The 22,712-nt window shown below is 72.3% G+C and carries 15 protein-coding genes; 6 read left to right on the top strand and 9 right to left on the bottom strand.

Annotation, left to right across the window (positions count from 1 at the left end; all coding sequences use genetic code 11):
* Nucleotides 1-61: 61 nt before the first annotated feature.
* Nucleotides 62-733, top strand: coding sequence for a GNAT family N-acetyltransferase (locus ACZ6ZQ_RS18395; RefSeq protein WP_469769535.1), 672 nt, complete (start codon nt 62-64; stop codon nt 731-733).
* Here the strand turns inward: ACZ6ZQ_RS18395 and ACZ6ZQ_RS18390 are convergent.
* Nucleotides 706-1,752 (bottom strand): rhomboid-like protein, encoded by a 1,047-nt coding sequence (locus tag ACZ6ZQ_RS18390; protein ID WP_469769534.1) that lies wholly within the window; start codon nt 1,750-1,752, stop codon nt 706-708. The two genes, ACZ6ZQ_RS18395 and ACZ6ZQ_RS18390, sit on opposite strands and share 28 nt — an antisense overlap.
* Before the next feature lie 501 nt (nt 1,753-2,253).
* On the opposite strand from ACZ6ZQ_RS18390, the gene ACZ6ZQ_RS18385 reads away from it, so the two are divergent.
* The 4 genes from ACZ6ZQ_RS18385 to ACZ6ZQ_RS18370 all read left to right on the top strand — a co-directional run bounded on the left by ACZ6ZQ_RS18385 (nt 2,254) and on the right by ACZ6ZQ_RS18370 (nt 8,961).
* Nucleotides 2,254-2,949, top strand: a complete 696-nt coding sequence (locus ACZ6ZQ_RS18385) for a polyamine aminopropyltransferase (protein WP_469769533.1) — start codon at nt 2,254-2,256, stop codon at nt 2,947-2,949.
* An 84-nt stretch (nt 2,950-3,033) separates the two neighbouring features.
* Nucleotides 3,034-3,777, top strand: coding sequence for a response regulator transcription factor (locus ACZ6ZQ_RS18380; RefSeq protein WP_453667254.1), 744 nt, complete (start codon nt 3,034-3,036; stop codon nt 3,775-3,777).
* Nucleotides 3,774-4,865, top strand: a complete 1,092-nt coding sequence (locus tag ACZ6ZQ_RS18375; protein ID WP_469769532.1) for a HAMP domain-containing sensor histidine kinase — start codon at nt 3,774-3,776, stop codon at nt 4,863-4,865. The genes ACZ6ZQ_RS18380 and ACZ6ZQ_RS18375 overlap by 4 nt, the downstream gene beginning before the upstream one ends.
* 280 nt (nt 4,866-5,145) lie before the next feature.
* On the top strand, nt 5,146-8,961 hold the full coding sequence (locus ACZ6ZQ_RS18370; RefSeq protein ID WP_469769531.1) for a multifunctional oxoglutarate decarboxylase/oxoglutarate dehydrogenase thiamine pyrophosphate-binding subunit/dihydrolipoyllysine-residue succinyltransferase subunit: 3,816 nt from the start codon (nt 5,146-5,148) through the stop codon (nt 8,959-8,961).
* Between the two features lie 81 nt (nt 8,962-9,042).
* Here ACZ6ZQ_RS18370 and fxsT read toward each other — a convergent pair whose 3' ends face one another.
* From fxsT to ACZ6ZQ_RS18330, 8 genes are all read right to left on the bottom strand, one after another.
* The gene (gene fxsT / locus ACZ6ZQ_RS18365) at nt 9,043-12,039 is read right to left on the bottom strand and encodes an FxSxx-COOH system tetratricopeptide repeat protein (RefSeq protein WP_469769530.1); all 2,997 of its coding nucleotides are present in this window, start codon (nt 12,037-12,039) and stop codon (nt 9,043-9,045) included.
* Nucleotides 12,040-12,094: 55 nt separating this feature from the next.
* A complete protein-coding gene (locus ACZ6ZQ_RS18360) occupies nt 12,095-13,489 on the bottom strand; it encodes an aKG-HExxH-type peptide beta-hydroxylase (RefSeq protein WP_469769529.1) in 1,395 nt (464 codons plus the stop codon).
* Nucleotides 13,486-14,712 (bottom strand): radical SAM protein, encoded by a 1,227-nt coding sequence (locus ACZ6ZQ_RS18355; protein WP_469769528.1) that lies wholly within the window; start codon nt 14,710-14,712, stop codon nt 13,486-13,488. The genes ACZ6ZQ_RS18360 and ACZ6ZQ_RS18355 overlap by 4 nt, the downstream gene beginning before the upstream one ends.
* A gap of 156 nt (nt 14,713-14,868) precedes the next feature.
* Nucleotides 14,869-15,060, bottom strand: coding sequence for an FxSxx-COOH cyclophane-containing RiPP peptide (fxsA, locus tag ACZ6ZQ_RS18350; RefSeq protein ID WP_469769527.1), 192 nt, complete (start codon nt 15,058-15,060; stop codon nt 14,869-14,871).
* Between the two features lie 49 nt (nt 15,061-15,109).
* Nucleotides 15,110-18,451, bottom strand: coding sequence for an SAV_2336 N-terminal domain-related protein (locus tag ACZ6ZQ_RS18345; protein WP_469769526.1), 3,342 nt, complete (start codon nt 18,449-18,451; stop codon nt 15,110-15,112).
* Between the two features lie 7 nt (nt 18,452-18,458).
* Nucleotides 18,459-19,496 carry an AAA family ATPase gene (locus ACZ6ZQ_RS18340; protein ID WP_469769525.1) on the bottom strand — a complete coding sequence of 346 codons (1,038 nt, stop codon included), beginning with the start codon at nt 19,494-19,496 and terminating at the stop codon, nt 18,459-18,461.
* Between the two features lie 103 nt (nt 19,497-19,599).
* A complete protein-coding gene (locus ACZ6ZQ_RS18335) occupies nt 19,600-21,693 on the bottom strand; it encodes a VMAP-C domain-containing protein (protein ID WP_469769524.1) in 2,094 nt (697 codons plus the stop codon).
* A complete protein-coding gene (locus ACZ6ZQ_RS18330; RefSeq protein ID WP_469769523.1) occupies nt 21,690-22,190 on the bottom strand; it encodes a CU044_2847 family protein in 501 nt (166 codons plus the stop codon). Before ACZ6ZQ_RS18330 ends, ACZ6ZQ_RS18335 begins: the two co-directional genes overlap by 4 nt.
* A 223-nt stretch (nt 22,191-22,413) precedes the next feature.
* Between ACZ6ZQ_RS18330 and ACZ6ZQ_RS18325 the strand changes: the two genes are divergently transcribed.
* Nucleotides 22,414-22,596: a DUF6104 family protein gene (locus ACZ6ZQ_RS18325; RefSeq protein ID WP_003961784.1), complete on the top strand. Its 183-nt coding sequence runs from the start codon at nt 22,414-22,416 to the stop codon at nt 22,594-22,596.
* The last annotated feature ends 116 nt before the right edge of the window (nt 22,597-22,712 follow it).

The raw sequence follows: 22,712 nt of genomic DNA, 5'->3' as shown, positions 1-22,712 counted from the left end.
GGTGTTCGCTGTCAGCGATCAGCGCTGTCGCACTCCGTGACCGATCAGATGTAATAGGCGAATGACGCATTCATCTATTACGCGCGAGTCGTCCGTCACGCATGCGATAAGGGCCTGGGTGGACGGCTGGGTCGTCTCGCGGGGCGCCGCGGAACCCGTCGCCGAGCCATGGGGCCTCACGGTCGACGTCGGGCTCCCTCGGCACACGACCCGTCATGTCCTCACCGACAGCAGCGAGGCGGCCGTCCGCGGTGTCGCCGCCGCGGCCCGGACTCCGGGGCTCTGGCTCAAGGTGTTCGAGGAGCCGGAGCGGGTCCTCGCCTGGCTCGGTCCGGACTGGACGCCCGACGAGCCCGGGTTCCTGATGACGGCCGGGCTGCGACGGACGGAACCCGCCTCCGTGCCCGCCGGCCACCGGCTGCGCACCTGGACGCGGGGCGGGGTCACCCGGGCCCTGGTCACGACCGCTGACGGCGCGTTCGCCGCCCGCGGTCAGATCGCGACGACCGGCGCCACAGCCGTGATCGACCAGATCGAGACCGCCCCCGAGCACCGGCGCAAGGGCCTGGGCAGCCTGGTGATGCGCACGGTCCAGAACGCCGCGGTCGAACAGGGTGCCACCACGGGCGTACTGGGTGGGACGCCCGACGGGCGGGCCCTGTACGAGTCACTCGGGTGGCGCGTGATCGTCCCGCTGGTCAGCGTCTACTTCGCCCCCGCCCGGCCGGAGTAGGCAGCGGACCCCGGACGGCCGGAGGGCCTCCCGCACCCGCCCGGCTCCCTGCCGTGCGCCCATCGGCGAACCACCGGCCAGCACAGGACACCGGCCAGCAGCGCAAGGGGGTGACCCCAGTTGCTGAGCGGGTCCTCGTACGCCAGCAGGTCCCGCACCAGCAGCACCGACACCCACCCGAGCGCCGCCGTCCGCACGACCGGGGTGAACAGCCCGGCCAGCGCGCCGACGCACGTCAGCAGGCCGAAGCTGATGCCGTAGTCGAGCCGGTGCAGGGACGTCTCGGGCAACTGCCCGGCCATGACGGAGAGGCCGACCGGGATCTCCGTGGCGAGCGTGGCCACCACATGCCCGCCCAGGAACACCGCGGCCGCGCGCCACGCGCCGATGCGTCGCTCCAGCGCCGTGAGGACGAACACGAACCCCACGGCGTACGGCGAGGCGAGCCCGCCCGCGACCCACAGGGCGCTGGCGACGAGCACGAGCAGCGGCGTCACGCTGAGGTGCGCGACGTCCGTGCTGGAGCCGCGCAGCAGGGCGGAGACGGTGGCCTGATCGCCGTACTCGGCGAAGAGGGACGTCGCAACGAGGACGAGGGTGTAGCAGAAGGTGAAAGGCGTGCCGACCGGAGTGGGAAGGAGCCGGGCGAGCCGCCGCCACACGGGGGCGGGGCCGGGCAGCGCGGCCGCGGGCTCATGAACGGACATCGGCTCACGCGCCGCCGCGAGCCGGGGGCCGGGCGTCGGCTCCCGTACGGACGCCGACTCCCGCGCGGCCGCGGGCTCGTGCGCGGACGGGGTCTTCCGCACGGCCGGGGTCTCGTGCGCGGGTTCGGGTGCGGACGTCCTTGTGCGTCCGGCCGGGGTCTCGTGCGCGGGCTCGCGCGCGGACGTCCCTGTGCGTCCGGCCGCGGGCTCCGGGGCGCGCGGTGGCGCGGACGCGGTCCGCTGGGTCGGGACACCGCCCAGCCGTTCGGCACCGGCGTACTCGGCCGGCTCCCGTGACTCAAGCCGCTGCACCGCGCGAGGCTCCTTCGTATCGACAGCCCCCGAACCCTGCCCAGCCAACGCGATCATCACGCGTCCCGTCTATGAAGCGCACCACAGGGGACTGCCTCTCGGCCCCGTCCCGCGTTCCCGGTGAACCGGGCGGCCGACGGCGAGCGCGGCCACATTGCCCGCCTGGAGGCCAAGTCCCCCGCCGGGCAACGTGCTTACCTCACCCGCCATCCGGGGCGTCGGCAGTACTCCGAACTGGACCGCACCGCCGTACGCCCCTGGTGGCTGCGGCTGCTGCTCGGGCTGACCGGGTGCGCCGGTGTGCTGATCTGGCGGCGCCACGCACCCCCGGCGGTGCGGCGGCCGTATGGGCCTGGTCGGTGCAGCCGGGGCCGCAGGCGGCGGCGTGGGCTGTCGCGTCGGCTGCGTACGCCGCCGGATGCGCCCTGTACGCCTGGCGCGGTGCCCGGCCCGACCGGAAATGACCGGACGGGGCGCGACCGGTCTCAGTAGCCTCGGGCCATGGAACTCGTCAGCGATACCACCGGCCCCCGGACCCTCGACCGCCGCGAAGGACCGTACGGCGAGGTCGTCCTGCGCGAGCGCGGCGGACCGCGCGGCCCCGTCCACGAGATCATCGCCAACGGGTGCTTCCTGATGGACACCTCCGACGGCCGCTCCGAGCGGCTGCTGATCGACGCCGCACTGGCCGCACTCGGGACCCGCCGGGACCCCGCCGTGCTGATCGGCGGGCTCGGCGTCGGCTTCTCGCTCGCGCATGCCGCGGCCGAGCCCGCCTGGTCTCGTATCGCCGTCGCCGAGCGCGAGCAGGCGATCATCGACTGGCACGTGTCAGGACCACTGCGGCAGATCTCCGGCGCCGCGTTCGCCGACCCGCGGACCGTGATTCTTCACACGGATCTCGTGGAGTACGTCCATAACTCTTCGGATACGTACGACGCGCTGTGCCTGGACATCGACAACGGCCCCGGCTGGACCGTCACCGAGGACAACACGAGCCTGTACTCACCGGCCGGACTGGCCGCCTGCGCAAGGCGGTTGACCCCCGGGGGCGTGCTCGCTGTCTGGTCCGCACAACCGTCCGCCGATTTCGAGGAGTCATTGCGGAATGCCGGATTCAACTGGGTAAGGACCGAAGAGATCCACGTTGCCCGAGGCGTACCCGACGTGGTCCATCTCGCTGTTCGCCCTGCGTAGCCGGGAGACGATCGATGCCTTTACGCTGACTGACCTGACACACCGATCTACACGCAGCTCGCAGTGCGCGACAGGGGCGGGGCGATGGAGCAGACACACACCAGCAACAACGGCGCCGCGTCGTACTCGACGGCCAGTGCCCAGCGCCGGGTGCTGGTGGTCGAGGACGACACCACGATCGTGGAGGCCATCGGCGCGCGGCTGCGCGCCGAGGGCTTCCTGGTCCAGACGGCGACGGACGGCCCTGCGGCCGTCGACGCCGCCGAGGCCTGGCAGCCCGACCTGATGGTTCTCGACGTGATGCTGCCCGGCTTCGACGGACTGGAGGTGTGCCGCCGGGTACAGGCCCAGCGGCCGGTTCCGGTACTGATGCTCACCGCCCGCGACGACGAGACCGACATGCTGGTCGGGCTCGGCGTCGGCGCCGACGACTACATGACCAAGCCGTTCTCGATGCGTGAGCTGGCTGCCCGGGTGCACGTCCTGCTGCGCCGGGTGGAGCGTGCGGCGCTCGCCGCGGTGACGCCGCGCAGCGGCATCATGCGCCTCGGTGAGCTGGAGATCGACCACGCCCAGCGCCGGGTCCGCGTCAAGAGCGAGGACGTGCACCTCACGCCCACCGAGTTCGATCTGCTGGTCTGCCTGGCGAACACCCCGCGTGCGGTGCTCTCCCGCGAGCAGCTCCTCGCCGAGGTCTGGGACTGGGCGGACGCCTCCGGTACGCGCACGGTCGACAGCCACATCAAGGCGCTGCGCCGCAAGATCGGCGCCGAGCGGATCCGTACGGTCCATGGCGTGGGCTACGCGCTGGAGACCCCGGCGCCATGAGCCGGCCGAGCCGGCTCCGGTCCGGGCTGGGCTCGGTCGCGATCTCGATCAAGACCAAGCTCGGCGCCCTGGTCGTGGTGTCGGTGCTGATCACTTCGGGGCTGGCACTGGTCGCCATCAGGACCGGTGCGGAGCTGCGCTACATCACCGTCTTCGCCATGATCACCACGCTGCTGATCACGCAGTTCGTGGCGCACGGCCTCACCGCCCCGCTGGACGAGATGAACACGGTGGCGAAGTCGATCTCCCACGGGGACTACACCCGGCGGGTGAGCGGCGCGGACCGTCGCGACGAGCTCGGCGACCTCGCGAACACGATCAACCGCATGGCCGACGACCTGGAGGCCGTGGACCGGCACCGCAAGGAGCTGGTCGCCAATGTGTCGCACGAGCTGCGCACCCCCATCGCGGCGCTCCGCGCGGTCCTGGAGAACGTCGTGGACGGCGTCTCGGCCGCTGATCCCGAGACGATGCGTACGGCGCTGAAGCAGACGGAGCGGCTGAGCCGGCTGGTCGAGACGCTGCTGGACCTGTCCCGGCTCGACAACGGTGTGGTCACGCTCAAGGCGCGGCGCTTCGAGGTCTGGCCGTATCTGTCGGGCGTGCTGAAGGAGGCCAATCTGGCGGCCGGCCGGCGCGGGCTGCCCTCCGGCTCCGGCAGCCACACCCGCAAGGACGTCCATCTGCATCTGGACGTCTCGCCGCCCGAGCTGACCGCGCATGCGGACGCCGAGCGGCTGCACCAGGTGATGGCCAATCTGATCGACAACGCCGTGAAGCACTCCCCTCCGCACGGCCGGGTCACGGTCCGTGCCCGCCGCGGGCCGGGGGACGAGTCGCTGGACCTCGAGGTGCAGGACGAGGGCCCCGGCATCCCCGAGTCGGAGTGGCACAAGGTCTTCGAGCGTTTCAACCGCGGCAGCGTCCCGTCGCCGCACGGTCCCGGCAGCGACGGCGGTACGGGCCTGGGCCTGGCGATCGCGCGCTGGGCCGTCGAGCTGCACGGAGGCCGGATCGGGGTGGCCGAATCGGAACGCGGCTGCCGCATCCAGGTCACCCTTCCGGGAATCCCTCAGCAGCGCGGTTGACGTAGGGTTCGAAGCGTAAGCAATCCGGAAGCCCGCGTTCTTCGCGTCGGTGGCCGGGGAGCACACAGGGGTGCGGTCCCGGGGGCCGCGACCGGGCTCGCGCGTACCCTTACCAAAGGGGAACCACACTTGTTTCCCGCCATTTCCTGCGCCGAAACCGGCTGTCCGGTGTGACTTAGGCGACGATGACCACGCCCGGCCTGCACCTCCCGGCCGTGGAGGCGTAGCCTTTATTTCCGCTGTCCATCACCTTGTGAAGCGGAAGAGGGCGGTTGCCGCCGTGTCGTCTCAGTCCCCCAGTAACTCGAGCACTTCGACCGACCCAGACGGGCAGGGGAAGAACCCCGCTGCCGCGTTCGGTCCCAATGAGTGGCTCGTCGACGAGATCTACCAGCAGTACCTCCAGGACCCGAATTCGGTCGACCGTGCCTGGTGGGACTTCTTCGCCGACTACAAGCCGGGCGCCGCTGCCGCGGGGGCGGCGGAGCCCGCTCCTGCCGCCGAAGGCACGCCGGCGCCGAGCTCCGCACAGGCTCCGGCGCCCGTGACCCCCACGGCCCCTGCCGCGCCCGCGGCTCCCGCCGCCCCGGCTCCGGCGAAGCCCGCCGCCGCCCCGGCCGCTGCCGCCCCGGCCAAGCCCGCCGCCGCTCCGGCCCCGGCGAAGCCCGCCGCCAAGGCGGCCGAGCCGGCCAAGGCCGCTGCAGCGGCTCAGGAGGGACCTGAGCTGGTCACCCTCCGCGGCCCCTCCGCCGCCGTCGCGAAGAACATGAACGCCTCGCTGGACCTGCCGACGGCCACGTCCGTCCGCGCCGTCCCGGTGAAGCTGCTCTTCGACAACCGGATCGTCATCAACAACCACCTCAAGCGCGCCCGGGGCGGGAAGATCTCCTTCACCCACCTCATCGGCTTCGCGATGGTGCAGGCGATCAAGGCCATGCCGTCGATGAACTGGTCGTACGCGGAGAAGGACGGCAAGCCGACCCTGGTGAAGCCGCCGCACGTCAACTTCGGCCTCGCCATCGACCTGGTGAAGCCGAACGGTGACCGCCAGCTCGTCGTCGCGGGCATCAAGAAGGCCGAGACGCTGAACTTCTTCGAGTTCTGGCAGGCCTACGAGGACATCGTCCGCCGCGCCCGCAACAACAAGCTGACGATGGACGACTTCACCGGCGTCACCGTCTCGCTGACGAACCCCGGCGGCCTCGGCACCGTCCACTCCGTGCCGCGTCTGATGCCCGGCCAGTCGGTGATCATGGGCGTCGGCTCGATGGACTACCCGGCCGAGTTCCAGGGCACATCCCAGGACACCCTGAACAAGCTGGGCATCTCCAAGGTCATGACCCTGACCTCGACGTACGACCACCGGGTGATCCAGGGCGCCGCCTCCGGCGAGTTCCTGCGGATCGTCTCGAACTACCTCCTCGGCGAGGACGGCTTCTACGACGAGATCTTCGAGGCGCTGCGCATCCCGTACGAGCCGGTGCGCTGGCTCAAGGACATCGACGCCTCCCACGACGACGACGTCACCAAGGCCGCCCGCGTCTTCGAGCTGATCCACTCCTACCGGGTCCGCGGCCATGTCATGGCCGACACCGACCCGCTGGAGTACCGCCAGCGCAAGCACCCCGACCTGGACATCACCGAGCACGGGCTCACCCTGTGGGACCTGGAGCGCGAGTTCGCGGTCGGCGGCTTCGGCGGCAAGTCGATGATGAAGCTCCGCGACATCCTCGGCGTGCTGCGCGACTCGTACTGCCGCACCACCGGCATCGAGTTCATGCACATCCAGGACCCGAAGCAGCGCAAGTGGATCCAGGACCGCGTGGAGCGCCAGCACGCCAAGCCGGAGCGCGAGGAGCAGCTCCGCATCCTGCGCCGCCTGAACGCGGCCGAGGCGTTCGAGACCTTCCTGCAGACGAAGTACGTCGGCCAGAAGCGGTTCTCGCTGGAGGGCGGCGAGTCCGTCATCCCGCTGCTCGACTCGGTCATCGACTCCGCGGCGGAGTCCCGCCTCGACGAGGTCGTCATCGGCATGGCCCACCGCGGCCGCCTGAACGTCCTGGCGAACATCGTCGGCAAGTCGTACGCGCAGATCTTCCGCGAGTTCGAGGGCAACCTCGACCCGAAGTCCATGCACGGCTCCGGCGACGTGAAGTACCACCTGGGCGCCGAGGGCACCTTCACCGGCCTCGACGGCGAGCAGATCAAGGTCTCGCTCGTCGCCAACCCCTCGCACCTGGAGGCGGTCGACCCGGTCCTGGAGGGTGTGGCACGGGCCAAGCAGGACGTCATCAACAAGGGCGGCACGGACTTCACCGTCCTGCCGGTCGCCCTGCACGGTGACGCGGCCTTCGCCGGCCAGGGTGTCGTGGCCGAGACGCTGAACATGTCTCAGCTCCGCGGCTACCGCACCGGCGGCACGGTCCACATCGTCATCAACAACCAGGTCGGCTTCACCGCCGCCCCGGAGTCGTCGCGTTCGTCGATGTACGCGACCGACGTGGCCCGCATGATCGAGGCGCCGATCTTCCATGTGAACGGTGACGACCCGGAGGCCTGCGTCCGCGTGGCGCGGCTCGCCTTCGAGTTCCGCCAGACGTTCAACAAGGACGTCGTGATCGACCTCATCTGCTACCGCCGCCGCGGTCACAACGAGGGCGACAACCCGCAGTTCACCAACCCGCAGATGGTGAACCTGATCGACAAGAAGCGCTCGGTGCGCAAGCTCTACACCGAGTCGCTCATCGGTCGCGGCGACATCACGCTGGAAGAGGCCGAGCAGGCGCTCCAGGACTTCCAGGGCCAGCTGGAGAAGGTCTTCGCGGAGGTCCGCGAGGCCACCAGCCAGCCGGCTCCGGCCCATGTCCCGGACGCCCAGGCCGAGTTCCCGGTGGCGGTCACCACCGCGGTCTCCCAGGAGGTCGTCAAGCGGATCGCCGAGTCGCAGGTCAACATCCCGGACCACGTCACCGTTCACCCGCGTCTGATGCCGCAGATGCAGCGCCGCGCGGCCTCGGTGGAGGACGGCACGATCGACTGGGGCATGGGCGAGACCCTGGCCATCGGTTCGCTGCTGATGGAGGGCACCCCGGTCCGTCTCTCGGGCCAGGACACCCGCCGCGGCACCTTCGGCCAGCGCCACGCGGTCCTCGTCTGCCAGGACACCAACGAGGACTACACCCCGCTGCTCTACCTCACCGAGGACCAGGCCCGCTACAACGTCTACGACTCGCTGCTCAGCGAGTACGCGGCGATGGGCTTCGAGTACGGCTACTCGCTGGCCCGCCCGGACGCGCTGGTCATGTGGGAGGCGCAGTTCGGTGACTTCGTCAACGGCGCGCAGACCGTCGTCGACGAGTTCATCTCCTCGGCCGAGCAGAAGTGGGGCCAGACCTCCGGCGTCACCCTGCTCCTGCCGCACGGCTACGAGGGCCAGGGCCCGGACCACTCGTCCGCCCGCCCGGAGCGCTTCCTCCAGATCTGCGCGCAGAACAACATGACCGTCGCCATGCCGACGCTGCCGTCGAACTACTTCCACCTTCTGCGCTGGCAGGTGCACAACCCGCACCACAAGCCGCTCATCGTCTTCACCCCGAAGTCGATGCTGCGTCTGAAGGCCGCGGCGTCGAAGGCGGAGGAGTTCCTCACCGGCGGCTTCCGCCCGGTGATCGGCGACACCGCGGTCGATTCGGGCGTGGTCGACCCGGCCGCCGTCCGCAAGGTCGTCTTCACGTCCGGCAAGGTCTACTACGACCTCGATGCCGAGCGTCAGAAGCGCGGCGCCAAGGACACCGCGATCATCCGTCTGGAGCGCCTGTACCCGCTGCCGGGTGCCGAGCTCCAGGAGGAGATCGCCAAGTTCCCGAACGCCGAGAAGTACCTGTGGGCCCAGGAGGAGCCGGCGAACCAGGGTGCCTGGCCGTTCATCGCGCTCAACCTGATCGACCACCTGGACCTGGCGGTCGGCGCGGACGTCCCGCACGGCGAGCGCCTGCGCCGTATCTCCCGCCCGCACTCGTCGTCCCCGGCCGTGGGTTCGGCGAAGCGGCACCAGGCTGAGCAGCAGCAGCTGGTGAACGAGGTCTTCGAGGCCTGAGTACGAACGGAGGGCCCGGCCCGCGCGAGCTGATCGCGTGGGCCGGGCCCTCCGGCGTTGCCGTGCCGGACGGTGTCCCGGTCAGATGGTCTGCGGCTCGAAGTCCCAGTAGGGACGGTTGCGGGAGCGCGCGGAGACCGTGTGGACGTGCTGGGGTCCGAGCGTCGCCGCGAGATCGCCGAGCGCCTCCGCCTCGACCTTGTCGGCCCGCTGCCGCTCCCGCAGGCCGCGCAGGTCGGCCGCGTACGCGATCCGCGAGGACAGGGTCAGCGGATGGGTCCGGCCGAGGACCTCGGTCGCCCGCTCGATGGTGGTCCTGGTCAGCTCGGCGGCGCTCTCCGGATCGCCCACCAGGTTGCGCAGGGCCGAGGCGTTGATGGCGCAGCCCAGTGTCCAGGGGTGGTTCTCGCCGACGGCCCGCTCCATGTCGACGAGCGCGTTCTCGACGAGTACGTGCGCCTGTTCCCGGTCGCCGACGTTGCGCAGGATCAGGGCGTGGTTGCCCCGGGTGCCCGCCACGTACGGGTGGCTCTCACCGAGCATGTCGGCATAGCCGCTGACGACGCGTGAGCTTATGTCCCTGGCCTGGTCGATGTCTCCGTGCTCCCGTGCGAAGCAGCACTGGCTGGCGGCGAACATCATGGTGAGGGGGTCGTTCTCGCCGAGGACACGCTCGGCGCGCTCCAGGACCCGTGTGAAGACCTCCTCGGCCTTTCCGCGGTCACCCATGCGGTAGTGGCACAGGGCCAGGTTGTGCTCACCCCTCAGGGTCTGCGGATTGTCCCGGCCCATGACGAGCCGGTGCACGCGGACGCTCTGCGCCTGGAGGGACTCGGCCTCGTGGTACCGGCCGAGCAGCCGCAGGTCCGTGGCGTAGTTGATCTCCGAGTAGAGCGTCCAGTTGTGGCGGGGCCGCAGCAGTTGCTTGCGCGCTTCCAGAGTGCGCCGGTTGAGCTCCAGGGATTCGGAGTACCGGCCGAGCAGCCGCAGGGACATGGCCAGGTTGTTCTGCGCGCTGAGGGTGCGCGAGTCCTGCTCGCCCAGTAGCTCCCGGTAGGCAGTGAGGAGCCAGGTGGACAGTTCCAGGGCCTCGTCGTACCGTCCGAGCCCGCGCAGATCGGCCGCGAGACCGCCGGCGGCCCGCAGGTGCTCCAGGTCCTCCGGGCCCCGTTCGGCACGCAGGTGCTCGACGGCGGCGCGCTCGATGGCTTCCGTCCCGGCGTAGTCGCCGAGGGCACGGTTCAGGTTGCCGTAGTGGTAGCTGAGGTCCCAGATCCTGGGGTGGGTCTCGCCGAGCAGCTCCTGCCAGGCCCGCATGGCCCGTTCGCCGAGTTTGATGCCCGCCCGGTACTCGCCGGAGAGGTACATGTAGCGCAGGCAGTTGAGGACCAGGGTGTGGACCGCGGGGTCGGTGCTTCCCAGCACGTCGGCCGACTTCAGGTGCGGGGTGATCTCCGCGTACCGCGGCCAGAGCCGGGTGTCGGTCGGGCGCCCCGGATCGGCGCCGGCGAGCGCCCTGCGGACGACCTCGATGAACTCGTCGCGGTCCCGCTCGGGCATGTCCTTGTGGACGATCTGGTGGACCATACGGTGCAGATAGAGCGACTCCCCGGCCGACGACGCCTCGTCCGCGAGCGACTCGTGCGACTCCAGCCGCACGACCGAGTACTGCCGCAGCTGGGCGATCGCCTTGTTCCACAGCAGCGGGTCGTTCATCAGCCCGGACAGCTGCTCCGGGAGCGCGCCGGGGGGCATCTCCTTCAGCAGCCGCACGGGAATGGAGCCCGGGGCGAAGAAGGTGCACAGACGCAGCAGGTCGACGGATTCGGGGACCGTCTCGCGGAGCTTGTTCAGCAGTATCGACCACGCGGTCTGGAAGGCCAGCGGAAAGTCGGCGGAGACCTTGACGACGTCCTGGTCGATGCCGCCTTCGAGGAGCTCGATGTACTCCTCGACAGACATGTCGGAGTCGTTGAGCCAGCCCGCCGTCTGGTCGAGCAGCAGCGGGAGGTCCTCCAGTGCGTGTGCCAGCTGGTCGGCCTCGGAGTGGGTCAGGCGCGGGGCGCGGCGGCGGATGAAGGCGACGGACTCCTCGCGGTCGTAGACCGGCACCTCCAGCAGATTGCTGTTGTGCTCGCTCCACTCCGGGTTGCGCGAGGTGATCAGTACGTGGCCGGGGCCGATCGGCACCAGGTCCCAGATGTGCTCGGGCTCGTCGGCCCCGTCGAGGACCAGCAGCCAGCGCGAGTACGGCTCGCCGCGGCGCAGCGCGTCACGGACGGCGCGCAGCCGCTCGCCGTACTCGGCGCCGGTGGACAGGCCCAGCGCCGGGGCGAGTTCGGCGAGCTTCTGCCGGTAGGTGACGCGCTTCTCGGCGGACACCCACCACACGACGTCGTACTCGGAGCCGAAGCGGTACACGTATTCGGCGGCCAGCTGTGTCTTGCCCACGCCCGACATGCCGTGCATGGTCACGACGCCCGCGCCGGGCCCGGCCTCCTGGAGTGCGTGGTAGGCCGAGTTGAGCAGGCTCTCCCGGCCGGTGAAGCGGGTGTTACGGCGCGGCACGCCGCCCCATACCTCGGGGGTGTCCGCGGGGTAGCGGGGGCCCTGGCGTGCGTCCGCCGGCGCCGCGAGCGGTTCGGTGGGCAGGTCGAGGCGGGCGAGGAGGCGCCTTTCGGCTTCGTCCGCGCCGACGTTGGTGAGGTCGGCGGCGGCGAAGACGGCGGTGGCGGCGGGGAGGGTGGAGGTGGTGACGGAGACGGCGGCGAAGCGGTCGGGGTCGGCGGCGACCACCTCGCGCAGCGCCCTGTTCCACTCCTCGTGGCTGCGCGGGCCGAGCTGGAAGTACCAGTCGCTGAGCAGGACGAGGATGCGGCCGGGGGCGAGCATCAGGTCCTGCAGGTTCTCCTCCAGCGGGGTCTGTACGGGCGGGTCCCAGCGCTGGAAGACCACGCGCATGCCCCGCCGTTCGAGCCGGTCGCCGATCCAGGCTGCCCAGGCCCGGTTGAAACCGGCGAAACTGATGGTGACGGTACGCGCCCCGGTTGCTCCAACTTGCTTACGCGCTCCGGGCATTCAACCGTCTCCCTGCTTCGTGGCAATCCCTATGAACATACAACGGGACGCGGCTTCACCGCTGAGTTCCGTTGCGCTGGCACCAGATCACGCGCGCGGTGTTGACATATGCCGCCGCCCTCGCCAAGTGCCCCGAAGGGGGCGGACGATCAGCCAGATGGTCGTAGAGCGCGATCATCTCGTTGACCACCGTCCTCCCCTCCCGGGTGAGCGCCCCGGAGGCCGCGAGGACGGGGAGGACCGCTCCGACCTGTTCGCGGCAGCGGGCGTGCTCGGCCCAGGCCATGTCACGGTGCGGGACGCTCTGCGCGCCCAGCGCGAAGCGATGCCAGTAGTCGGCGAGCGCGAGGTGCGAGTACGCCCCCTGGAACAGACCGTCGAAGGGCCGGGGGTCGGGTCGCCAGGGTGCGAAGTGCCGGGGCGCGGGGTCCTCGTGGTGCAGCGGGGTGTGCGCGCAGAGGGCGGCCAGTTTGGTGTGCTGCAGCTCGTGGACCAGCGTGGCCGCGAAGTAGGCGGGCGTGGACGGTTTGCTGCTGAGGACGGCGCCGAAGGCCTCGCGCCGGGTGCCGCTGCAGTGCGAGGCGCTCTCGCCGGTGGGCCCGGAGCCGGGCGGCGGCGCGAGTGGCACCAGACAGCGCAGCAGGACCGCCGCTTCCGTGACGCGGTGCTCGCCGCCGATCCGGAGCAGGGGCTCGACCCCGGACCACGCCTCCGCCCAGTCCTTGCGCTCGCTGTCGTCGAGCCCGGCGGCGGCGCTCAGCCCGTGCCGCTCCAGGCCGCTGTCCGCAGTGCGGTACGGATGCAGGTCGTCCAGGGGTACGGGGTCGGCGTCCGGCAGCATGGCGGGCAGGGTGAGCACGGACTGCCAGCGCGGGTCGTCGCAGTGCGCGGCGCCACCGGACTCCGTCCGTACGGAGATGGTGAACGCCGCGGCTCCGGACCGGCGCAGTGTCAATCGTCCGTCGTCGAAGGCGAGATCGACGGGGCCGTCCGAGGAAGCGCGCAGGCTCCCCAGGGCCGGGAGCGCCAGCAGACCGTCGTGTGCGGTGAGCCGGGCCGTGAAGGACAGCCCGGCGCGGATCGCGCACGCTGCGGCCAGCGCTCCGAAGTGGTCCAGATCCACTGGGAGTTGAGGATCCGGTGAAGGACCGGTCAGTCCGTGCAGACACCGCTGCGCCCAGGGGCCGGTCAGCGGATGGAGCAGCAGGGCCCGCACGGCGCCCCGGTCCGCGCGGTCGGCGGCCTCCAGCAGCGCCCAGTCCTCGTTCAGCCGCCGCAGCGCCTGCGGTGGGCAGACGTCGGCCGGGGCGGCCCGCGCCGCGTCGAGGAGTGCCCGCAGCAGTACGAGCCGGCGCGTGTGCTGGTCGCGTACGAGCAGGCCGAGGGCCTCGGCCCCGCCTTCGGTGCGGCCGAGTTCGCGCAGGACCCGCTCGGGGAGCGCGGGGCTCACCGGACGACACCCGCGGTGGCGCCGGCCAGCCGGCCCGCCACATGACGGATCAGCCGGTCGAGGTCGGCGCAGTAGACCGACGGGTTGGTGAAGCCGCCTCCCGCCCGGTAGCGGTGGGCGTAGTGGCCGCCACCGCAGACGGTGAGCAGCGGGCAGGCGCGGCACTCCGCGGCGAGGGCGGCCGCACCCGCCTGCCGGGCGGCGATCCCCGGGTGGTCCAGCGCGTCGTCGAAGGTGTGGCGGAAGACGTCCAGTCCGGTGGCCGCGGCCGTGTCGTAGGCGGACTTGAGCGAGTCGACCTGCTCGATGGCGCCGTCGGTCTCGACGACGACGGCGTTGACGGGGTCGAGCCCGAGGGATTCGGTGGCACCGGGCAGTCCGAGGAGCAGGGCGATGCACTCCTCGAAGAGCCGGATCCGGGTCTCGCGCCGCCCGGCGGGCCACCACCGGTCGAAGACGGCGACGAGCCAGTCCCCGTAGGGGGCCTTCTGAGTCCGTCCGGGGGTCCCCCCAGGCGAAGCTTTGGGGGAGACTGACGACTCGGCCGAAGGCCGTACCGGGGGTCCGGGGGCGAAGCCCGCAGGCGTCCCGAGGCCCGGAGGCGGACTCGTCCAGTTGCCGTGCGGCAGCAACAGATCCACGGCCGGGGGCTCAAGCGTGAGCAGTGACTCGTACATCTCGACGGGGTCGGTCCGCGGGTCGACCACCGTGAGGATGCCCGCGTACGCGTCCGGATGGTGCTCGGCGAGCAGCCGGGCCCCGCGCGAGGCGGCGGGCCAGGACGGCCGTCCCGCGTGGTCGGTGCGCCGGGTGTTGTGCGCGGCCAGGCCGCCGTCGAGGCTGAGACCGATGCGTACGCCGTGGCGGGCGAGGGTGCTGACGCGGGCGTCGGTGAGCAGGGTCGCGTTGGTCTGCACGGTGGCGTGGACCGTGCAGCGCGCCGGCACCCGGTCGTGTACGAGCTCGGTGAAGGCCGCGAGCCGCCCGGCGCCGGCGAGCAGCGGCTCGCCGCCGTGCAGGACGAGCGAGAGTTCGCGCAGGGCGTGCGCCTCGGCATGCTCGGCAATCCGGGACGCGGTGCGGTCGAGGACCGCGGGCGACGCGGCCGCCGGCCGGTCCTGCCAGGTGCGGTCCGGGCCCGCGTAGAGGTAGCAGTACCGGCAGGCCAGATTGCAGCGGCCGTGCGCCTTGACGATGAACTGCCCGAACGGCACACGGGGCATCGTCCGACGAGACACTCCGGCACCCCCATGCTTCACGTACCGTGGGACGGCCCCCGCTGCCGGTCCGAGGCGAGTATCCCTGGCGGGCCCGTCGGGCAAACCCGCACCAGGGAAGGTTGTCCTGTTCGACGGAGTCCCGGGCCGAAACCGTGCGGCTCAGAACGCGTTGGTGAAGCCCCAGAGCATCTCCCGCGGCCGCTCGGCGCGGCCCCGCAGATCCTCCAGCACCTCGGAGAGCACCGGGTGGTCCAGCGTCCGCAGCTCCTCCAGGTCGAGGCTCAGCAGATCGGGCAGCTCGCCCCGTGGCTCGTCCGGTCCCGCCGCGCCCTCGTGCACCGACTCGCTCATCACGCCTCCCCGTTGCCCTGTCCGCGCCCCGTGTGCCGCGGACCCGCGCTCATCGCTCCAGCTCGGCCAGCCGCTCCGCGGTGGCTGCGCCTTCCGCTCCGCCGCCGTCCGGCAGCTTGCGCCACTCCCGGGCGGCGGCCCGGTACGCCTCACGTGCGGCCCTCGGCCGGCCCGCCTCCTCATACGTCCTACCCCGCCAGTGGTTGGCCCTAGCACCCAACACCACGGCGTCTTCGCGCAGTTGTGGATTCTCCAGCTCCGCTTCGGCCGCCCGGGCGGACTCCGCGGCGCCGCGGAACGCCTCGGCCGCCTCGTCGAGCCGGGCTGGTCTGCCCAGGCTCTCGTACGCGGCCAGATGGGACCTGCCGAGCTCCAGCCAGCAGTCCGCCGCGATCAGCGGATCGCGCGCCTCCTGCGCCGCGAGCCCGAAGAGATGCTCGGCCTCGCGCAGATCCACCCGGTCGTCCGTCGCCCGGTGCCGAAGCATCAGTGCCCGGCCCAGCATCAGCAGCCGCTCGGCCTGGTGCGCGCTGCCCGCCGCCGTCTCCGTACGGCAGTCCCGCAGCACCCGGACCGCTGTGCCGATGTGCGCCCGGCCGTCCGTCAGTTCCGCGCGGCGCAACAGGGCGCTGCCCCACTCGGCCAGCAGATCGGCATGCGCCTGGGAGTCGCGCGGGACGCCGCGCGCGGCGCGGGAGAACGACTCGGCGGCCCGTTCGAGCCGGGCCGGATCACCGGACCGGTCGTACTGGTGAACACCGGCCCGGCCCGCCCTCGTCTGCAGCGACGCGCGCAGCCGCGGCTCCTGGACCGTCTCGAGCGCCTGCTCGATCAGGGTCTCGGCCTCGTCCACACCGTCGCCGGACCGCAGCAGGGCATCCACCAGGTCCAGCAGGATCCGCTGGCGGCCGCCCGCGGTCTGCCCGCCGCCGTCCGCGACGAACGCCTTGCGCAGCGAACGCGCCGCCTGCCCCGCGTACACCAGGGACTGCTCGGCGTCTGCCGTCGCCCCGGAGAGCCGCAGCAGCGTCCTGCCGTGCGCCAGCGGCAGACTCACCGGCCGGTTCTCCTGGTCGGGCCAGACGTCGGCGAAGGCCTCCAGCATGCCGACGGCACCCTGCAGCAGGGCGGTGTCACCGCCGAGGCGCCACTGGGACTCCAGCGCGCGCACCCGTTCCAGGGTGAGCCGCAGGGCCTCCGCGGAGTCCAGACCGGGCGCGGCGCAGGCCGCCGTGTACTCACGGTCGGCGCGGCGCAGCAGCTCCAGCGCGCCGCGCCGGTCGCCGCGGCGCCGCCGGTCGTCGGCCGCGGCGTGCAGGACCTTGGCCAGGACGGCCCGTTCACGTACGGCACCGGGATACGCCGAGGCCCGTTCCGCCGCGCGCTCGGCCTCCCGCAGCAGCTCGCTGCCGCCCTGGACCTCCCACAGCCGCAGCAGGCAGCGCGCGAACTCCGCCCACAGTTCGGGGTCGGAACTCGCCCGCTGATCGCGTTCCGTGGCGCCACGCAGCAGCTGTACCGCGTCCATCAGGTACTGCACCATGCCGTCCGACTCGAACTGCCGCAGCAGGGTGCGGGCACGCTCCACTGCGGCGTGTGTCGTCCGGCCGGGGTCGGGCCGCTCGACGCTCCCGTACGGCGCGAACTGCTCGGGAAGCGGCATGAACCGTTCCAGGACGCGTGCCGCGACCTCGGCGAAGGGGTGCGGAACGCGCTGCTTGCCGTTGTCGTTCTCGCCGTTCTCGCCGCCGTCGTCGTCCGGGCCGCCGGGCGGGTACGGGCTGTGCCTGCCGTCGTCCAGCTGGGCAAGGGCGAGGGCCGGGAAGTTCGGCCCGCCCTTGCCGAAGCGCTGCTCGATGTACTCCGAGCAGTGCTTGAGCACGAGCAGCGCCTCGTCCCGCCCAAGCGGTCCGAGCAGCGCCTCCTGGACGCCCGGGGCGAACTCGTACCACTGTCCGTCGTCCCGGCCGTCGCCCTTGGCTCGCGACAGCAGTCCGCTCAGCAGCACCTCGGCGAGCTCGGAGGGCCCCGAGTCGGGCAGCATGGTCCGCTGCACCAGTTGCATGACGGGCAGATACAGCGGGGCCGCGGCCAGATAGACCGCGAGCTGTCCCGCGGCCGGGGAGGCCGCCGACCGGAAGGCGCTGACCAGCCGGAGGGAGGAGGGCCTCGGGCCGGGGCGGGCGGCCGGCGCGGCGGGATGGTCCGTACGCACCCAGCCGACCGCGCCGGAGACCCGGCCCGCGCCGGTGCCCGACAGCAGCCTGGCCCAGGCGCCGAGCGCGCCCGCGACCGGCGGCAGTACGGGGACCGGCAGCTCGCCGTGGACCGGCCGGGGCGGCGCCGCGGCCTCGTCGGTGACCTTCAGGACGGCCGCGCCGGCGATGCCTTCGCCGCGGGAGAGCACACCGTAGGTGACGGGCAGTCTCGTACGGCTCCACAGGCGCTGCGGCAGGGGCTGCACGACGGCGGCGGGCGCCTGCCGTGCCAGCTGGTGCAGCAGCCGGTGGGCGCGTCCGCTGTGCCACAGGGGTCCCGCGCAGTCGCTGAGCATGACGGTGACTCGGCGGCCCGTGGGATCGCTGAGCCGGTCGGCGGAGTGCAGCGGCGCGGCGGCCGCATCGAGACTGCGGCTGACCACGGGCGAGCCGTCGGGCCCCTGGTGCAGATAGCGCACCTGGACATCCCGGAAGGCGCCCAGCCGGCCGAAGATCTGCTGGAGTTCACCGAACAGCCGGTCCCACACGCGCATCGACGAGGAGGCGTCCATGACGAACTGCAGCAGCGCGTCCGCCCGTGAGACGCCGCGGAACACGGGGATGATCAGCCCGCCCGCGCGGGCGCTCTCCTCCGCGGTCGCGTTCTCGTCCAGGGTGGTGCGCAGCGGCGGCGTGGCGGGCCGGTAGCGCTGCAACGGGCGCAGGGCGCGCTGCAGTTCGAGCGGCGCGGGGAGCGTGGGGGCGGCCGGTACGCCGACGGTGAGCGCGGCGGATCCGGTCGCGCGGGCCGTGGGCGGCACCTCCTGGCGCGGCACGGGGTACAGGGCGATGAGCCGGTCGTCGCCCATGACGTGCGGCGGGGGCGCGGGGGCGTCGTCGTCCGGCGCGTCCGGGGCCGCGGCGGGTGCTCGTGAGGCGGTGGCCGACGGCGTCGCCCCCTCCTGCGGGCCCGGGCGGATCGCTCCGGGCTGCATGCCGGGCTCCGGCGGCGGCTCCGGGCGCCGGGTCCACCGGGCCAGCCAGAGGGCGTCGCAGAGCTGCTCGGCGTCGGGGTCGAGGCCGGCTTCGCGCAGCCGGGCGACGAGCGCGGGCAGCAGCCCGCCGTCGTAGGACCGCGCCCCCTCGTCCACCGGTGGGCCGGCGGGTCCGTGCCGTGCGCTTGCGTCGGGCATCAGAGGATCACCTCGGCCGGTCGAGTCGCTGGATGAGCAGGTCGGCCAGGCGGTCGCGGCCGGCCGGTGCGGCGGCGTCGGTGAGATAGATGGCGTTCAACAGCTGGTCGGTGGCGAGGAGTTCACTGCGCGAGCGCTCCAGGAAGTGGGCGATGAGATCCTCGCCGGAGCGTGCCGCCTCGTCGCCGAGGTGGGCGCGTACGAAGGTGGCGAGCCGCTGATGGTCGGGGCGGCCCAGCTCCAGGTGGATGCAGCGGCGCATCAGCGGCGCCGGGAAGTCGCGCTCACCGTTGCTGGTGAGGACGACGAACGGGAAGGCCCGGCACTGCACCCGGCCGCCGGTCACGGTCGCCTTGGTGCCGTCGTCGGTGAGGACCTCGGCGCGGCCGTCCGGCAGCCGGTCGGCGATCCGCTCCAGCTCGGGGATGCCGAACTCGCCCTCCTCCAGCACATTGAGGAGGTCGTTCGGCAGGTCGATGTCGCTCTTGTCCAGCTCGTCGATGAGCAGGACGCGCGGCCGGTCCGCGGGCAGCAGAGCGGTGCCCAGCGGGCCCAGCCGGATGTAGCTGCCGATGTCGTCGGCCGGTCCGGACCCGGGCTCCCGCGCAACGCTGTGCGCGGCGATCTGGACGTCCTGAAGTCTGGCGATCGCGTCGTAGTGGTACAGCCCGTCCTGGAGAGTGGACCGGCTGACGATGGGCCAGCGCAGCACCCTGCCGAGGCCCAGCTCATGGGCGACGGAGTGGGCCAGGGTGCTCTTGCCCGCGCCGGGGCTTCCGGTGACGAGCAGCGGACGCCGCAGATAGAGCGCAGCGTTGATCATTTCGAGCTCCTCGGCGCCCGGCCGGTGCAGTTCGGCCACGTGCCGGTAGCCGCCGAGCCTGCGGTCGGCCGAGCCGTCCGTGTGCTCGCCCGGCTCGCCGTCCGCGCCGACCACGTGGCGGCCCGCGAAGTCCCGCCAGGGCGGCGGTGGCGGCAGGTGCTCGATGCCCTCGTGAGGTTCGCCGGCCCCTCGGTAGATGAGCCACTCGCTTGGTTCGCTCATAGCGTCTTCCTCGTCGTCACTCGTCCGCAGGGGGCAGCAGCCGAACGTGCCTTACGGTAGCGATCCGTTGTACCCCCCGTAAGGGGATGGCCGGCCGCGCGGTTCACGGGGCCTCCAGGAACTGGCCGGAGCCGGGCAGCGGATGGTGCGGATCGTCGTAGAACAGCGCGACCCCGTCCGACCAGTACGTCTCCGTACGGCCCGCATGCACCCCCCGTCTCAGTTCATGCACCTTCCGCGGCAGTTGGTCGGCGGTCCCCGCCTCGGCGACGGTGTCGGCCGACCGTCGGTGGAACTCCGTGCAGACCGTGGCCGGCCTGCCGTTGGCGCGCCGCCACAGGGCGACTCCGAAGCCGCCGTCGAGCACCCGCACCAGCCCTGCGGCGTCGTCCGGCTCCGGCCCGGCGCCGTACCGGCAGAGCACGGGCACCGTCCCGTGCGCCAGCGAACGCAGCTCCGCCGCCTCCGGTACGGGTACCCGCAGTCCGTCCTCGCAGTCGACGACCGCGGACCGCGTCAGAGCGTTCCGCGTACGGTTCCAGCGCGCGAGGCGCTCCGCCGCCTCGTCGTCCGTCAGCGGGGGCGGGAGGTCGGAGCAGCGGACGACCACGGGGCGCGCCACCCCGAGCGGCGGCCCGTCCGGCGGTACGTGCCACCTGTCGACATCGAGGCCGAGCAGCGCCCGGACCACGGCGACCTGGAGGACGGCGGGGCTGTCCGGCTCGTCGCACCGCCGGAACGCCTCGGTCAGCGGCGCGGCGATCCGCGCGGGGAGCACTTCGAGGGCGGTGCCGTGGCTGTCCTCGGCGACCGGCAGGACGTCCCCGGTGTGGCGTGAGACGCCGATGCGCCAGTCGTAGCGGTCCCGTTCCCAGCCGCGCGGCTCCAGCTCCAGCAGCACGAAGGGGCGTTCGTCCGCGCGCCGGACCAGATCGTGCAGGGACAGCGGCGCGCGCCGGTGTTCGTGGTCCGGGCGGTGGCGGCCGGTGTGCCAGAGCAGAGTGAGCTCGTTGCGGAACTCCCGGGAGAGGCGTTCCTCGGCGATCCGCTTCACCCACTCCCACAGGGACTTCTCCGCGGTGATGGTGGACGGCGTGGCATAGGGCCGGTCGGCGGCGATGACGCTCATGCAGTAGCGCAGGACCAGCTCAAGCGCGCTGTCCCCGCCCCGGGCGTCGTACAGCGCGCCGAGCCCGTCGCGCCAGCCGCGCGGCGCGGGACGGTGGTCGCGCGGATGGCTGCCCGGGAGCCGCTCGAGCTGGTCGAGGAGGCTGCGGGTGCTGACCGGGGGCGGGAACTCGGCGAGCCGTCCGAGCAGGTCGATGCGCTGCCGCGGATTGAGCGCGCGGCCGGCGCCCGCGCGTAGTTCGCTCTGTGCGTCGGCCCAGGTGTGGTCGGTGCCGACGGGGCTGGTGTGCCGGTCGGCGTGGTAGCGGTCATGGGCGTGGAAGACGGCCTGATAGGTGTCGTCCGACTCGGATGCGACCGCTGCGGTGGGCACGGGCAGGGAGCGCAGCCGTTCGACCCCGATGGAGGTGCCGCCCTGGCCGCCGTCGGTACGTGACTTGAGTACGCCGACGACCTCGCCGCGTGCGAGATCGACGACCGGCGAGCCGGAGACGCCGGGAACCAGCCAGTCCCCGTCGAGCCGGATCTGTTCGTCGGCGTCGGCCCAGCCGCCGTAGGTCCCCATGACCTCGCACCGCCCGGTGAGCCGCTTGGGCTCTCCGTCCACGACGGTCCAGCCCGCGTAGTGGACCGTGCCGCCTTCGAGCAGGGCCGTCGGGCGCTCGGTGACGTACACACAGGCGTGCTCGACGGGCCGCAGCAGCCGGATGAGCGCGAGGTCGGGCGGGGGCCAGCCGGCGGGCGGGCCGTACGCCGGCCGGCTGCCCGGGGTCTCGGGCAGGGCGGCGACCACCGTGCCGGCGACGGTGGTCTCGCCGCTGCCGGGTCCGGTCTCGAAGACCACGTCCACCGCGCGCCCCTCCCCCCGCATCGCCACATGCGCACATGTGAGGACCCAGCTCGGGGCGATGAAGAAGCCGCTCCCCAGGAAGCCGCCGCCGGATCCGTCAGGGGCATACCCCGGCTGGTTCCCATGGATTCGTACGGTCGCGGCCATCACGAGGTTCAGCAGCGCACGGCGTGTGTGGTCGGGGACGCCCCCTGCGCCCCGCGCCGACCCGTCCGTCATGATCCGCCGCCGTCGGACGGGGCTGCCCCGTCCGGGTGCGCCGCCGCGCCGGGGGATGCGCCCGGTGGCGGGGCGGCAGGCATGGGCGGGGCGGCGGCCTGGGCGGGCACGGGGGGCGCGGGCGGTGGGGGCGGTGTGTCGAGTGGCGGGCCGCCGTTCCAAGTGAGCGTGACCTTGATGGCGCCCTTCGCCTCGCCGTCCGCGAGCAGCCCGACGACCTTGCCCGCCTTGGCCGTGAGCTCGATGCCGAACTCGACGCTGACCTCGTCCGGCCGCACGGCCCGCAGGGGCTCGGCGAGCGAACGCGCGACACCGGTCACGACGCCCTGCAGGCTCTCGACCCTGGCCTGCACCTGCTCGGCGAATCCGACATCGCTGTACGACAGCCCCGCCGGCGCACCGGGGCGCTCCAGCTCCTCGGCGCCGGAGATCCGCGCCCAGACCGGTGTGCCGTCCGGCAGCACGATGCGCGTGATGCGGGCCTCACTGTCACCCATGGCAACCCCCGTTCCCCCAACTCCCCGCAGATTAGCCCCCGTACGGAGCCGATGGGAGGTACACGGAGCAGGACGCCGGGCGGGGCGGACCGGTTCTGAACGGGCCGCCGGAAGGGCACGCGGGGATCTTGGCCCCCGGGACCCGCGGCCTCTCGGGGTCCGGGGCGGCCGTGCACAGGGGGATGTGGGAGAGACCCGCCTGCCACGTCCTACGCTTGTTCCCATGTACTTCACCGACCGTGGCATCGAGGAACTGGAGAAGCGGCGCGGCGAGGAGGAGGTCACTTTCGAGTGGCTCGCCGAACAGCTGCGTACGTTCGTCGATCTCAACCCCGACTTCGAGGTTCCGGTCGAGCGGCTGGCCACCTGGCTGGCGCGGCTCGACGACGAGGACGAGGACGAGTAGAGGGACGAGTAGAGGGCGGGTGGAGGACGGGCAAGGGGCTCGCGACCACGGCGACCCGAGGGGCCGACCGGGCGGCCGTCCTGACAGGTGTTGTCGCTCCGTCCACGACCGCCCGA

The organism is Streptomyces sp. NPDC053673 (assembly GCF_055585225.1).
The sequence above is the reverse complement of the archived record's forward strand: the minus strand, read 5'-3'. Positions and strand labels throughout refer to the sequence as shown.